Source organism: Salipaludibacillus agaradhaerens, from assembly GCF_002019735.1.
GTDB lineage: Bacteria > Bacillota > Bacilli > Bacillales > Salisediminibacteriaceae > Salipaludibacillus > Salipaludibacillus agaradhaerens.
Window position 1 is genome coordinate 366,622 of the sequence record NZ_KV917378.1, and the last position, 13,705, is coordinate 380,326.

At 37.5% G+C, this 13,705-nt stretch carries 14 protein-coding genes; 12 read left to right on the top strand and 2 right to left on the bottom strand.

Annotated elements, in window-relative coordinates; all coding sequences use genetic code 11:
- Nucleotides 1–27 precede the first annotated feature (27 nt).
- From BK581_RS01770 to BK581_RS01790, 5 genes are all read left to right on the top strand, one after another.
- The gene (locus BK581_RS01770; protein ID WP_078576542.1) at nt 28–435 is read left to right on the top strand and encodes a transcriptional regulator GutM; all 408 of its coding nucleotides are present in this window, start codon (nt 28–30) and stop codon (nt 433–435) included.
- Between the two features lie 80 nt (nt 436–515).
- Nucleotides 516–1,031 (top strand): PTS glucitol/sorbitol transporter subunit IIC, encoded by a 516-nt coding sequence (gene srlA, locus BK581_RS01775; protein ID WP_078579819.1) that lies wholly within the window; start codon nt 516–518, stop codon nt 1,029–1,031.
- Between the two features lie 31 nt (nt 1,032–1,062).
- Nucleotides 1,063–2,076, top strand: a complete 1,014-nt coding sequence (gene srlE / locus BK581_RS01780) for a PTS glucitol/sorbitol transporter subunit IIB (RefSeq protein ID WP_078576543.1) — start codon at nt 1,063–1,065, stop codon at nt 2,074–2,076.
- Nucleotides 2,077–2,096: 20 nt separating this feature from the next.
- The gene (locus tag BK581_RS01785; RefSeq protein WP_078576544.1) at nt 2,097–2,450 is read left to right on the top strand and encodes a PTS glucitol/sorbitol transporter subunit IIA; all 354 of its coding nucleotides are present in this window, start codon (nt 2,097–2,099) and stop codon (nt 2,448–2,450) included.
- 17 nt (nt 2,451–2,467) lie between these two features.
- Nucleotides 2,468–3,406, top strand: a complete 939-nt coding sequence (locus tag BK581_RS01790; RefSeq protein ID WP_078576545.1) for a sugar-binding transcriptional regulator — start codon at nt 2,468–2,470, stop codon at nt 3,404–3,406.
- 86 nt (nt 3,407–3,492) lie between these two features.
- Here BK581_RS01790 and BK581_RS01795 read toward each other — a convergent pair whose 3' ends face one another.
- Nucleotides 3,493–5,154, bottom strand: a complete 1,662-nt coding sequence (locus BK581_RS01795; protein ID WP_078576546.1) for an SLC13 family permease — start codon at nt 5,152–5,154, stop codon at nt 3,493–3,495.
- Between the two features lie 536 nt (nt 5,155–5,690).
- Here BK581_RS01795 and BK581_RS01805 point away from each other — a divergent pair.
- Complete coding sequence (locus BK581_RS01805; RefSeq protein WP_078576548.1) at nt 5,691–6,674, top strand: ring-cleaving dioxygenase; 984 nt, start codon at nt 5,691–5,693, stop codon at nt 6,672–6,674.
- A 74-nt stretch (nt 6,675–6,748) separates the two neighbouring features.
- On the opposite strand, the gene BK581_RS01810 is transcribed toward BK581_RS01805, so the two are convergent.
- Entirely contained in the window at nt 6,749–8,299 is a 1,551-nt protein-coding gene (locus BK581_RS01810) for a glycine betaine uptake BCCT transporter (protein ID WP_078576549.1), read from the bottom strand.
- Nucleotides 8,300–8,756: 457 nt separating this feature from the next.
- Here BK581_RS01810 and BK581_RS01815 point away from each other — a divergent pair, with 457 nt between their 5' ends.
- The 6 genes from BK581_RS01815 (at nt 8,757) to BK581_RS01835 (ending at nt 13,685) form a co-directional block, all read left to right on the top strand.
- Nucleotides 8,757–9,977: a PcsB-like coiled-coil domain-containing protein gene (locus BK581_RS01815; protein WP_078576550.1), complete on the top strand. Its 1,221-nt coding sequence runs from the start codon at nt 8,757–8,759 to the stop codon at nt 9,975–9,977.
- 153 nt (nt 9,978–10,130) lie between these two features.
- Nucleotides 10,131–10,295, top strand: a complete 165-nt coding sequence (locus BK581_RS20000) for a hypothetical protein (protein ID WP_169837482.1) — start codon at nt 10,131–10,133, stop codon at nt 10,293–10,295.
- A 481-nt stretch (nt 10,296–10,776) separates the two neighbouring features.
- On the top strand, nt 10,777–11,202 hold the full coding sequence (locus BK581_RS01820; RefSeq protein WP_078576551.1) for a YwqH-like family protein: 426 nt from the start codon (nt 10,777–10,779) through the stop codon (nt 11,200–11,202).
- Entirely contained in the window at nt 11,199–11,486 is a 288-nt protein-coding gene (locus tag BK581_RS01825) for a YwqI/YxiC family protein (RefSeq protein WP_078576552.1), read from the top strand. Before BK581_RS01820 ends, BK581_RS01825 begins: the two co-directional genes overlap by 4 nt.
- Nucleotides 11,487–11,510: 24 nt before the next feature.
- Nucleotides 11,511–12,935, top strand: coding sequence for a ribonuclease YeeF family protein (locus tag BK581_RS01830; RefSeq protein WP_078576553.1), 1,425 nt, complete (start codon nt 11,511–11,513; stop codon nt 12,933–12,935).
- A gap of 27 nt (nt 12,936–12,962) precedes the next feature.
- A complete protein-coding gene (locus tag BK581_RS01835; RefSeq protein ID WP_078576554.1) occupies nt 12,963–13,685 on the top strand; it encodes a hypothetical protein in 723 nt (240 codons plus the stop codon).
- Nucleotides 13,686–13,705 lie beyond the last annotated feature (20 nt).

Here is a 13,705-nt window from a genome sequence, read left to right on the forward strand (position 1 = left end):
CCAATATTAAAACAAAGGGGGATTAATATGGGATTGATCACGTTAGCTTGTGGGTTATTACTTATGCAATCGTTTTTAACATTTATACAGGTGAGGTATTATAGAAAATCTGTTGAACGCTTCTTTAAAAAATATAATACGAAGAAAGATGTTCACTTATTTACAGGTCAAGCCCGTAGAAAATTTGGTGCCGGTTCAATCGTGATGTTAGTTGTTGATGAGAAATATATCGTTCTAGATTGTCAGACAATGAAGGGGGTTAGTGTATTATCAAAGTTCAAAGATATAGAAAGTTTCCGCGGTTGTCACGTAGGGGAAATTCTAAACGATTTACAATATGAAGACAAAAAACGGAAAAAATCAGCGATCGACATTGCTCTACAAAATGCAAGTGAAAATGCCTTACTAACCATTTCAAAGAAACAAATGACATGATTTTCCAGGGGGATTTGTGACGCTATAATGTTAAGCTCGGTACTTAACTAAACAAAAAGCTAAAGAAGGGGTGTTTTATGATGGAATGGATAGAATGGTTCGGTGAACATTTTATCGGAATGTTTGATGCTGGTGGAGAACAATTTATGAATTTATTTACCGGCATTGTACCTACGTTGGTCGTATTATTAACGTTTACTTACGCCATGATTAAATTCATTGGTGAAGAGAGAGTAACGAAGGCAATTCAATTTGCTTCAAAGTTTATGGTTTTAAGATATACACTTATGCCAATACTATCAATTCTTCTTCTAACAAATCCGATGGCCTATACTTTTGGACGTTTTGTAGAAGAGAGACAAAAACCTGCTTTTTTTGATTCATTAGTTTCTTTTTTGCATCCAGTAACGTCTATTTTTCCTTACGCTAATGCTGGAGAATTATTTGTATACTTGGGGATCGCTAATGGGTTGATTCAGGCAGGTTATGGAACAGCTGAATTAGCGGTTCGGTTTTTCTTAGTAGGGATAGTTGTTATCTTCCTCAGAGGGGTTATTACAGAGCGGATCACCTATTATTTAGCAAATAAAATGTAAACGCATTCAATTATACAAAGGGGTGATATATATGAATTATAAATCGGTATTTGTCAACAAAGGATCAGGTGGTTGGGGTGATGGTTTAACATTAACACCTGAAGGTAAAAAGGTAAAAGTAGTTTCAATTACTGGAGGTGGTATTCATCCAGTTGCGAAAAAAATTGCAGAATTAACAAATGGTGAAGCAGTTGATGGTTTTAGAAATTCTGTGCCTGAAGATGAAATGATGTGTGTTGTCATTGACTGTGGAGGTACGGCGAGAATAGGGTTATACCCTATGAAGCGTATTCCTACTGTTGATGTCTTGTCATCATCACCGTCTGGGCCACTTGCTAAACATATTACTAAAGATATATTTGTTTCAGGGGTAACAGAAAAGCAAGTTCATCTAGCAGATGACATTGGTGAAGAGCCAAGAGAAGGATCTTCTGAAAAAGAGAATAATGAGGGTGTGCTAGATAAACAACAATTTGAAAAAGAATATAATGAAGCTAAAAAAGAATTTAGCGACAATAAGGATGGTTTTTTAATCAAATTTTCAAAAGGAATAGGAAGTATTACAGGAACGTTTTATCAAGCAGGTAGAGATTCCATTGAGATGTTAATAAAAAATATTATACCATTTATGGCGTTTGTTAGTATGTTAATTGGTATAATAAATTATACAGGTGTTGGTGACTTAATTGCGAATTCATTAGCGCCTTTAGCAAGCTCTATTTGGGGATTAATTGTGATAGTATTGATTTGTACATTGCCGTTCTTGTCACCGGTTTTAGGTCCGGGGGCTGTAATAGCTCAAGTAATCGGAGTGCTGATTGGAAGTCAAATAGCCCTTGGTAATATCCCTCCTCAGTTTGCTTTGCCAGCGTTATTTGCCATAAATGGACAAGTTGGGGCAGATTTTATACCCGTCGGTCTTTCGTTGGGAGAAGCAAAACCGGAAACCATTCAATACGGTGTGCCAGCTGTATTATATAGCCGGTTAATTACTGGAGTTCTAGCTGTTGTTATTGCTTATGTTGCTAGCTTCGGAATGTATTAATTTAATTCAGGAGGGATTAGATGTATAAATCCAATGTAATAGAAATGGGTTCGCTAGTTGAAAGTTTTAAAGAAGAAATGTTAGTCATTCTATTCGGGCCAGAAGCTCCAAAAGAGTTAAGAGAAGTCTCTGTGATTCATGATTGTGTACAAATATCAGAAAATCCAGTTCAAGAGGGGGGGTTATTAATTATTGATAATCAAGAATATAGTATCACGGCAGTTGGATCTTCTGCTAACCAAAACCTTAAGGAGCTGGGCCATATTTCAATTTATTTTAATGAGATAGAAGGTGATATTTTACCCGGTGCTGTTTTTGTAAGTCCTTCATCAATGCCTATAATAAAAGAAGGTAGTACAATAATTTTCAAATAACAGAATGGATGATAGTTATGTCTTTTTTAGAAGACAGAAGATTACTCGTTAAAATAGCATATATGTATTATGAGGAGGGGGCTACGCAATCAGAAATTGCCAAGACATTTGGTTTTAGCCGTTCATTAATCTCTAAATATTTAACTAAAGCTAAAGAACTAGGGGTAGTAGAAATCATTATTCATGAAGATGAAGATCATCCTTTTATGGGATTAGAAGCAAAAATAGAGCGGAAATATGATTTAAAAGAGGTTATTTGTGTTCCTTCAGGAAATGATTCAGCGAAGTCACGTCTCGGAGCTGCTGCTGCTAAATATTTATTGAGAGTTATAAAAGATGGGAAAACAATCGGATTCTCATCCGGTACCACTTTAAATGAAGTGGCAAAAGCGATGCCGCAAACAACTAATTACTCTCAGTTGCTAACTGTTCCACTAGTAGGCGGTATGGGGGATGAACAGGTGGATATTCATGCTAATAGTATTGTAGCAAGAATAGCGGAAAAGCTTAACGCTAGATATAAGCTATTGCACGCACCTGTTTTAGTCGATTCTAAAGAAGCTAAAGATGTCATTATTAATCTAGGTGTGATAAAAAATACGCTTGATATTGGACGAGCAGTAGACATTGCAGTAGTGGGGATTGGTGGAACACCCGAACACTCGACTATGGTTAAATCTTATTTAGACCATGGGAATGATAAAGGAATAAATTATAACGAAATTGTGGGAGATATTTGTTATAATTTTATCGATTCTCACGGAAAAGCACCTTCAAACAGTTGGAACGATAGAGTTGTGGCTTTAGAAGTGAATAAATTAAAAGACATTCCACACGTTATAGGGATAGCAAGCGGTTCAAATAAAGTGAAAGCTATTCAATCTGCTTTAAATGGGGAACTTCTTAACGTTCTAATAACAGATGAAGAAACTGCTCTAGCGTTACTAAAAAGTTGATAGAGTACTCTCGAAATGCCAAATTGAGTAAGTAACCAACGCGGCTCAGGCTAGTAAAAATGTTGACAGCCTGAGCCGCTGTTTCTTTAGTTAGGAAAGGTTGTTAAATCAATTCCAAACACAAATGGAAGTAACAGTACAACAAAAGTGACAACACCGATGATTGCGAGAACGTTCATCCAAAAGCCTGCTTTCACCATATCTAACATTTTCAAATAATCAGTGCCAAACACGACTGCATTTGGTGGTGTCGCTACTGGAAGCATAAAAGCACAAGAAGCAGCTAAAGCTGCCGGCACCATCATGGCGAAGGGGTGAACATCAATAGCGTAGGCGAGTGATGCCATAATAGGCATAAGCATGGTTGCAGAAGCTGTGTTAGATGTGATTTCAGTCAAAAACATCACGAGTAATGTTACAGCAAGGACAATTAAGATAAATTCCACACCGATTAAAACGCTTAACTGTTCACCGATCCACACATCAAGTCCTGTGTCCCCAAAAGCACCTGCAATAGCAAGGCCGCCTCCAAATAATATAAGAATACCCCAAGGGACATCTTTCGCAGTATGCCAATTCATTAATTTAACACCTTCATATTTAAATGAAGGAATGAGAAAGAGTAACGAGGCGCCTGTAATTGCGATAAGGGTATCATTAATATTAGGATGAAGGTACTCTTGAAGGATAAACGACCGCGTGATCCATGCAATCGCAGTCAATGAAAAAATCATCATAACCATTTTTTCATCTGCACTCATTTGACCTAAGGCTTTCCGTTCATTTTCAACCACTTCTCGCCCCCCAGGTATATCTTTCATTTTCATTGGAAAAGCAAAGGTAATTAAATAAATCCATGCAATAACTAATAAGAAAGCAGCTAGTGGGACACCGAATAACATCCAATACCCGAAAGATAAATCCACATCAAATATTTCACGTAACTGCCCAGCTAAAATGGTATTTGGAGGTGTTCCAATAATCGTCCCTAATCCTCCAATAGACGCAGAAAAGGCTATTGCAATCATGAGACCTTTCGCGAATTGATCTGCTTCCTTTTTTGGATTCTCAACAAATTTCTCATCAATAAGATGTGTAAACTGATAAATAATGGCTGTGCCAATCGGCACCATCATCATAGCTGTGGCTGTATTAGAAATCCACATGGACAAAAATGCTGTCGCGGTCATAAACCCGAGCATGAGACGTTTTGTACTCGTGCCAACAAGGTGAATGATCGTTAGTGCTATACGCTTATGAAGGTTCCAACGCTCTAAAGCTAATGCGATAATAAAGCCGCCAAGAAATAAAAAGACAATATCATTCCCATAATTAGGTGTTACTTCGTCAACGCCTATTGTCGTCACGAGAGGAAATAAAATAATAGGTAATAATGACGTTACTGGAATGGGAATCGCTTCAGTAATCCACCATGTGGCTATCCATATTGTTCCTGCCAACACACCACGGGCTTCAAAAGAAAGACCGTCTGGTTGAAAAAATAGTAGAACGAGAAAGAATAAAAGAGGGCCAAGAATTAAACCGACTAACTGCTTTGCTGAAAAATCACGCTTATCAGGTGATGGTTGACGATATGTACCTGTCATTTTTCCTGACACTTTTTCCATACGACCTCTAGAATCGCTCGGTGGTTCACCGCCAGATCGGCCTCCGATAAAACGGATGATGTCGATTATTCTGTCATGACTTTCCCATGTTTTGTGCCACACATATTTAATGATCTCCACACCTGTCAACCCCTTATTCTAGAATAGTTGTGTCTATTTTAATAAATTTTATCATTGGGGATCTCTTGAATAGAAATCTTGTATGATGTCATGAGAGGCCATGAATAAAGCGCTTTCAAAGTTTTTCTCGTGATCGCTTTCAATCTCTTGAATTTTTAATGACATTTCTATAAAATTGCGACACGTAGCAGAATGCTTAATAGTGAGGGAAATAGTTGAGTAGCCGCTATGTATCAGAATAGGTTTGTTAAGTATTGTGTAGCCTATGAAGGTAATTAAAATGGCGAAGTTATGCCTTGTTGTAGTCATTTTAAATTTTTGTCCCCTTAAAATAGAATGACTCTGTTTAACTGTATAGAAGGAGTCATAGCGTTACATAAGAAATCATTACCTTTAGCAAGAATTTTCTTAAGTAAAAACACCCCTAAAAAGCTATCAGATAAAAGTCAGTAAACAAATGACTTGCATTACTATAAAAAATAAAGTAACTTAATAAATATAAGGAAATCTATTTTGTTAGTTGGAGGGAATTTCAAATGAATCACTTAAAAGGGGTACACCATGTTACCGCCATAACGAGCAGTGCAGAAAAAAATTATGAATTTTTTACGTATGTATTAGGTATGCGGTTAGTTAAAAAAACAGTCAATCAAGATGATATTCAAACGTATCATTTGTTTTTTGCTGATGATGAAGGAAATCCAGGTACGGATATGACCTTTTTTGATTTTCCTGGCATTCCAAAAGGACACCACGGAACAAATGAGATTTCGAAGAGCTCGTTTCGTGTTCCCAGTGATGAAGCACTAGACTATTGGGTGAAACGATTTGATCGATTGGAAGTGTCACATACTGGCATTAAAGAACAATTTGGCAAAAAGACGTTATCTTTTGTAGATTTTGATGATCAACAGTATCAATTGATTTCAGATGAAAAAGATGAAGGAGTAGCAGCTGGTATCCCATGGCAGGATGGCCCGATTCCATTAGAATTTGCCATTACAGGTCTTGGACCAATTTTTGTTAGAATCGCAGACATCGACTATTTTAAAGAAATGATGGAAAAAGTGTTACTCTTCAAGGAAGTGTCCAGAGAAAATGATGTCTATTTATTTGAAGTTGGAGAAGGAGGTAATGGGGCTCAGGTCATAGCTGAACACAATACTGTTCTCCCACAAGCACAGCAAGGATATGGTACCGTGCATCATGTTGCTTTTCGTATTGAAGATAGAACGGTTTTAGATGAATGGGATAATCGTTTACGACGTTTTGGATTCCAAACTTCAGGCTATGTAGACCGTTTCTTCTTTCAATCTCTTTACGCGAGAGTCGCGCCGCAAATTTTGTTCGAATTTGCCACAGATGGACCTGGCTTCATGGGAGATGAACCTTATGAAACATTAGGAGAAAAATTGTCTTTACCGCCATTTTTAGAAGGGAAAAGAGACGAAATAGAACAATCCGTTCGACCAATTGATACTGTGAGAAGTACTATTACAATGGAAAAAGAATATGAGTGACTAAAAGACGAAGCAAGATGCTTCGTCTTTTGCTTTACTCATAACTAGCTCTTTCATTTCATAATCAAAAGTGTTTAAGTCGGTTTAATTTGATCCTTCCGTTTTTTTATCCGGACTTTAAGTCTTCTTTTCTCCGTTAACGGTTTAGGTTCTCGTTTTATGTCCGCTTTAAATGCTTTTAGCATGGAGAAAATCATCATAAAAAGGACAACTGTAAGAGGAAAGGCGCTGACGATAATCGCTGTTTGCATGGCTTCTAAACCGCCTGTAGCCATTAAGACAACTGAGGAGGCGGCTAAAATCAGTCCCCAAATATATTTCACTATATTAGGTGGTTCAGTGCTCCCATTAGTTGTTTGCATACCTAGCACAAATGTGGCTGAATCTGCTGAGGTAATAAAAAAGGTACTGATAAGAAAAACCGTTATGATCGCTAAAAGGCTACTAAAGGGAAGCTGTTCATAGACAAAAAATAAAGCTGTTTCAAGGGTCTGTCCTGAAACATTCAGTCCTAAAGTGTACTCATAAAAGATGCCCGTACCTCCAAAAACACAAAACCAAAGAGTACATACAAGGGTTGGAGCAACAAGGACAGCGATGACAAATTCACGAACGGTTCTCCCTTTTGAAACTCGCGCAATAAACGTGCCGACAAACGGCGCCCAAGCGATCCACCAGGCCCAATAAAATATTGTCCATCCTTGTAGCCACGCGGCATTGCCAGCATCGAATGGGGATAAACGCAGCCCCATTGCAGGAATATTTTGAACGTAGCTACCAAATGTTGTCGTAAATAAGTCTAGTAAAAAAATGGTTGGGCCAAGGATAATTACCGCTAAAAACAATATAACGGCCAAAATCATGTTTGTATTACTTAAATATTTAATCCCTTTTTTGATTCCTGTGCCAGCACTAATTAAAAATAACAAGGTGACAATGGCGATAATTAAAAATTGGATTGAAAAATTGTTTGGAATGCCCGTTAAATAACTTAACCCGCCATTTATCTGAGCGGCCCCAAGGCCCAAAGAGGCACACACACCAAAAAGAGTAGCGAAGACGGCTATAATGTCAATAAGTGTTCCAATACGGCCCTTAACGCGGTCTCCCAATAATGGGCGCAACGTTGCACTCATTAAACCTGGATAGCCTTTTCTAAACTTAAAATAAGCTAGGGCTAAAGCAATGATGGCATAGATCGCCCACGCATGGAACCCCCAGTGTAAATACGTATAACGTAAGCTCATAATAGCTGCTTCTCCCGTCTCACCTTCAATAAATGGGGGATTAGCAAAATGAGAAATAGGCTCAGAGACACCGAAAAATAATAAACCGATGCCCATACCAGCACTAAAAAGCATAGCAAACCACGTGGCACGGGAAAATTCCGGTTTGTCTTCTTCCTTACCTAATTTAATATGCCCGTACTTACTGAAGATGAGAAATAAGGCTACGACGAGAAAAAAAGTGGCCGCTATTTGATAAAACCATCCAAAATTTTGCAAGAAAAAGACGAGTGCAATATCCATGATAGCCTCCAAGTGAGTAGGTGACACGACACCCCACAACACAAAGACTAATGACATAACAAGTGCTATCCAAAAAACAGCGGACACTTTTTTCATAAACAGAAGCCTCCTTTATCTTTAGTCTTTGAAGGAGGCCTGTTTTTATGTGAAATGTTTAAATCTCTTTAAAAGAAACTTTTGAATTACTTAATTTGAGGCATCGAAATGTGCGAAGTCGCCAAAGAATTAATAAAATTCACACCATTCATGAGATGGCGTTTTCTTATTTACAACCTGGATATTGACTTTTAACAGCGTTGTCTTTCAGTAAAGATGATGAAAAGGCCGCGTGATATAAAAGGACTGATTATTGAATATAGATGATCCAATTTAATTGGAAAAAATCATATTTATAGTTTAAATTGGAAGTTTTGATACAGAAATATAATATTACTATTACATAATTGTTATCATTCTCTGTTATTGTGTTGGATGGACGAAAGAAATATATCTTTTGTCCAAGTTGCAATAGACACAAAAGCAACTGAATAACTCTTATTTAGGGGGAAACTGTGTGCTTAAAAAGTTCATAACACTCGCGATAGTGGCTTGGTTAGGCCAATTCTTTTTTGCTACTGGCACCTACGCTACAGAAGAACTCGAGAATGAACAGGAGCAAATTCAAGAAGAACGAGAGGCAGTTCAAGCTGAACTATCAGAGGCAGAGGCCGAATTAGTGGCATTGATTGCTGACCTCGAAAGTTTAAATGATCATCTTCATAATCTCAGTGAAAAAATAGAAGCTAATGAGGACATGATCGAGGAAACAGAGGCTGAAATTTCTGAAACCGAAAATCAAGTCGAAGAGCTTGAGGCAGAAATGGACCGGCTACAAGAAGATATTGATGAGCGGTTTGAGTTGTTGAAAGATCGAGCAAGCTCTTATCAAAGAAATGGTAGTGGAAATGGGGCTTATATTGAAGTTATTTTAGGAGCAGAAAGTTTTGGTGACTTTATGAGTCGTGTCATGACGATCTCCAAAATAGCACAAGCAGATAACGATTTTATCGAGCAGCTTGAAGCCAACCAATTAGAATTAGAAGAAGTACAATTACAACACGTTGAATCACTTCTGGCGCTTGCTAATAAAGCAACTGAGTTAGAAGAAATGCAAGATGAGTTAGATGAGCAAAAAGAAGAAGTGGAACGTGTACGTGATGATATGAAGGAAAATGAAGCAGAGCAAGAGGCACTTATTGCTAAACTTGTAGATCAAGATTTAGACTTAGCTTCTCAAGAAGCGGATGTGCGTAATCGAATTAAAGATGAAGTTAAACGCCAAGAGGAACAACGGGCAGAAGCGGCACGTCAAGCAGAACAAGAAGCAAAAGAAAGAGAAGCGGCAGAGGCGGAGAAAGAAAGAGAAAGCGCTGAAGCAAAGAGTAGTGAATCAAACACTAGCTCGCCAAGCCGTTCGAACTCTAGCAATAACTCATCATCTGACGGAAGTTGGCAAACCTTTTCAGCGACTGCCTACACAGCATCTTGCAATGGGTGTTCAGGTATTACAAGCACAGGAATTAATTTGAAAGATAATCCTAACGCTAAAGTAATAGCCGTTGACCCTAGCGTCATTCCATTAGGCTCCCGAGTAGAGGTTAAAGGGTATGGAACATATATTGCGGCAGACACAGGTGGTAATATTACAGGCCAGAAGATTGATATTTTTATGTCTAATCGTAGTAATGCGTTAGCATTTGGACGTCAGTCCGTGCAAATTAGAATTTTGAATTAATATTAATCAATTCATACGGTAAATATTTAAACCTGTCCATTTTGGGCAGGTTTTTTTATTCTTAACTCGAAACTTTTCTCCCTCTGAGTAGTATATAGAGTTAAGATGTAAAAAAATAATATTAAACCGTTTCTACATAAAAGGAGGAGAAACATGGAAATGATCAATGTCCTTTATCAACTCGTTGCGTTTGGCTTAGTGTTAGGCGTACTATTTGTCGTAGTGATAGTTGTAAGAGATTATTTAAGAATTAAGAGGAAAGTAAAAAATCTCGAAACTAAATTCGATAATTTTCTAAAACATCGATCTGAACGCTAGCTCAGAAACCCTAAGCTACTAAAACGTATCGCTTTACACAGATAAAGCATCCGTAAACCTTCTTAGTCAAAATAGCGAGGAAAGATGTAACTCTATTTAGGCGGGAGATAACGGAGTTAATGTTCCAATTCACTCCACGACCGATCAGTGGGAGAAGAACAAAACGCCTACTGATTGGCGTTTTTTAATGAGGTAAATTATATAGAAATAAAGCAATAAAGGTTTTTATCCAATTACTTGTGGATAGCCCTTTAGTAATGGGCTGAAAGTTGTTTTTTGGATGAATTCCTAGTTAACTATTAACTTTTTTTAGAAAAAAGACTCATATCATCCTATTTATCCCATGTAGGACTTAGATTATCATTATATAGGTATTATCTATTTTTAAAAGTGAATATCACGGTATTAAGTGACAAAAAATCACTTCGTACGGATGTTCCCACGGAAAAATAAACATTTTTGAATTTTATGAGGTGATCCCATGATAACAGATGTATCTTCTCTCAATAACCAAATAACAAACCTAAGATCATCTATTTATAGTATGAATCAGCAAGTTAGTCTAAAAACAGAAGAAATAAGCCGACTGAAAATGGCACTCAGTGATTTAAACGGCTACAGTAGCGAATTTGATAGCAGTAAAAAGCTATGTCTTATGCCTGAACTTACCGCGAAAACATGGTTTGGGAGCTTAGCAAGTAAATTTCAATCTTTTCAATCAGGGGACTTGCAAAGAGGATATCTTGCCCTTTCGCAAAACCAGTTAAATAACGTTATAGCCAACGTGGAAGAAAAAATTTCCACGCTTGAGAGCAGTGTGAATCAACTGGAACGAAATATTTCTTCTCATAACACACGCATTAACCAATTAACTGAACAGAGGAATCAGGAGTTGAGAAGAACATGAGTGGCGAGATCAAAATAAATGACGAAAAAGTTCACAAGACTATTGATAATTTAAAAGCAGCGATTCAAGCGTTTGAAATATCTTTATCAGCCGATGTCCCTGGAGATAACAGCCTGTCTATGACCAACGAGTTAGCTGAAATGAAACAGCAGTTTGAAGAACTTGTTGCTGCTTATGAAGCCCTTATCTTAAAACAAGCTAATTCAACGACAGAAGCAGTAGCATCATTTAAAGAAGTGGATACTCAGCTCGCTTCTTCCTTGCAGCCTACGGCTATCTATTAGATTTCTGCAGGAGGATAACAAACAATGAAACTATTAGACATTCAAGCTCTTAATGAGGATATTAATGTAACAAAAAAAGAAGTACAGCAATTTCAAGAGAAAATCACAACACTTCAGCAAGCCGTTCAAGACATTGTCGCTCTTGATGATGCGTTAACTGGTCAGGGAGGGGAAGCGATTAAATCGTTTTATAATGATTGTCACAAAAGCTTCCTGACTTATCTAACGCATTTCACCACTCAATTTACGACCTCATTAGATCAGATGAAAGGTGCGGTAGCATCCTTAGAACCGAATAATGCCGGTTATATTAATGAGAATGTATTACAAAATGATGTGAATCAAGGGTTAACAAATGTATCCAATACAGCCGCCTCCATCACAGCAGATGTTAATGATGTCATTAGCAGGATCAGTGATATTGTCTCATTGCAACCCCTTGATGATCGTGGTGTTATCGATGATGTGAATCGAGGCAAAAAATCAGTCCTAGATGTGGTTGAGAAGCTTCATGCCTTAGATGAGTCACAAACAGCTTCCTTGCAGACAGTCAAAGCTGAGCTAGTGACAATGAAAAATTACGTGACTGATTTAGGAAGCAAGTTTGAAAGTGGTGCTGTTTCGATCACGAGCTTCAATACGTCGTCTTTACAAAATATCGCAGCGTATCAGCAGATGACAGAAAGTATTGAGCAACATGCGTCAATTAATGGTGATGAGCTGACACCTTCTGAGGAAGCTGAAGTGAATGAGGCGGTGGAAGGGTCAGAAGAAAATATTTTAGATTTTGATACTGAAGAATACCTAACAGCTGGAAATTTAACGAACCGTGTTGTAGAAGGGCTATCTTACTATGAAGCACATAATTTAACAAAAAAAGGATTTAGTATTAAATCTTATGTCACTAATAGTGGTGAGATAAAATATCGTGTATTTAACCCACAAGCTGCTGGAATAAGAGCCCCGAAAACAGGAAGGACGACCAAGTTATACTCAAAAAGCTTTATAGGTTCAATGAAAATGAAAAATGTCCCTAAAGTCGGCAAATTTGTGAACGCCAAAGTTGGTGCAGCAAAAGCGTTAGGTAGTAAAGCGGGGTGGCTTGGGACGGCCGTTACAGCTGGGTTTAATATGCATGGTAATATTCAAAATGGCGCATCCGCCTCAAAAATAATAGGGGATGTAGCTGTAGATGTAGGGATTGGAGCTGTTTCACTAGCTGTTGGTGGGGCTGTTTCAGCTTTAGCAATTGGTTCATTTGGTGCTCCTGTTGTATTAGGTGCAGCAATTTCAATTGGTTTTTCTATAGGTGTGACTACAGTTATGGATACTATTAAATTTAATGGAAAATCCCTTACCGACCATACAAAAGATGGTGTACAAAAAGTAGGAACTGGAATAAAAAATGGAGCTAAAGCAGTGGCAGGGTGGTTTAGAAAGAAAAAGTAAAAATCTAACACAGAAAGGGGTAGGGATATGCGGTTAGACTCTACTATTAAACGTAATCAGCTTCCCCAACACTTTCTTAATTTTTTAGGCTTTGTGGAAACATTTAAAGTTAAATTTTCAAGCGTTACATTTACGCTGATTTTTTTAAATCTGGGAGTCGTTTATTTACTTTACGTTCCTTTTCCGATGGTCGTTTACTATCTTATCCTGCCACTGATTATCTTGGCACATATTTGGATGATCCGCCTATTATGTAAAAATCCATACACAGTTCAGTATGAATTTATTTGGTTTATTGGGATAATTGCGGTGATAGGATCGGTTCTTTATTTGGTTTTATTTCAAGGCATCGCTTATTTCATGCTAGGTTTATCAACTCTATTGTTTTTATTTACGAGTAATCTCATTTTTGTTATCGCTACTTTTGTGTTTTTAAAATATCAACTGAATAAATACTCTGATATCACGAAGAAGCGAAAAACGGATTATATCTATCATAGCGGACTGTTAACGGCCGGACCGGGTATAGGCTATATCATAGGTCAAGCTGTTATGAGACACTCGGAATATTTAACATGGTTAGTTTTATTTTGTATTTTCTTATTCTTTTCTTTATTTTTGAGCTACGTAGCCGCTAAATTTATTTACAAAGCTCTATTTATGAGAGCTAACTGGCACTTAGTCGTGTTCCAAAAGCCACTTAAGCGCGATCGAAAAAAATTCCGAGAAAAAGGTCTCGTATTAAAATAATAGTGTCTTGCCTGGCTAAT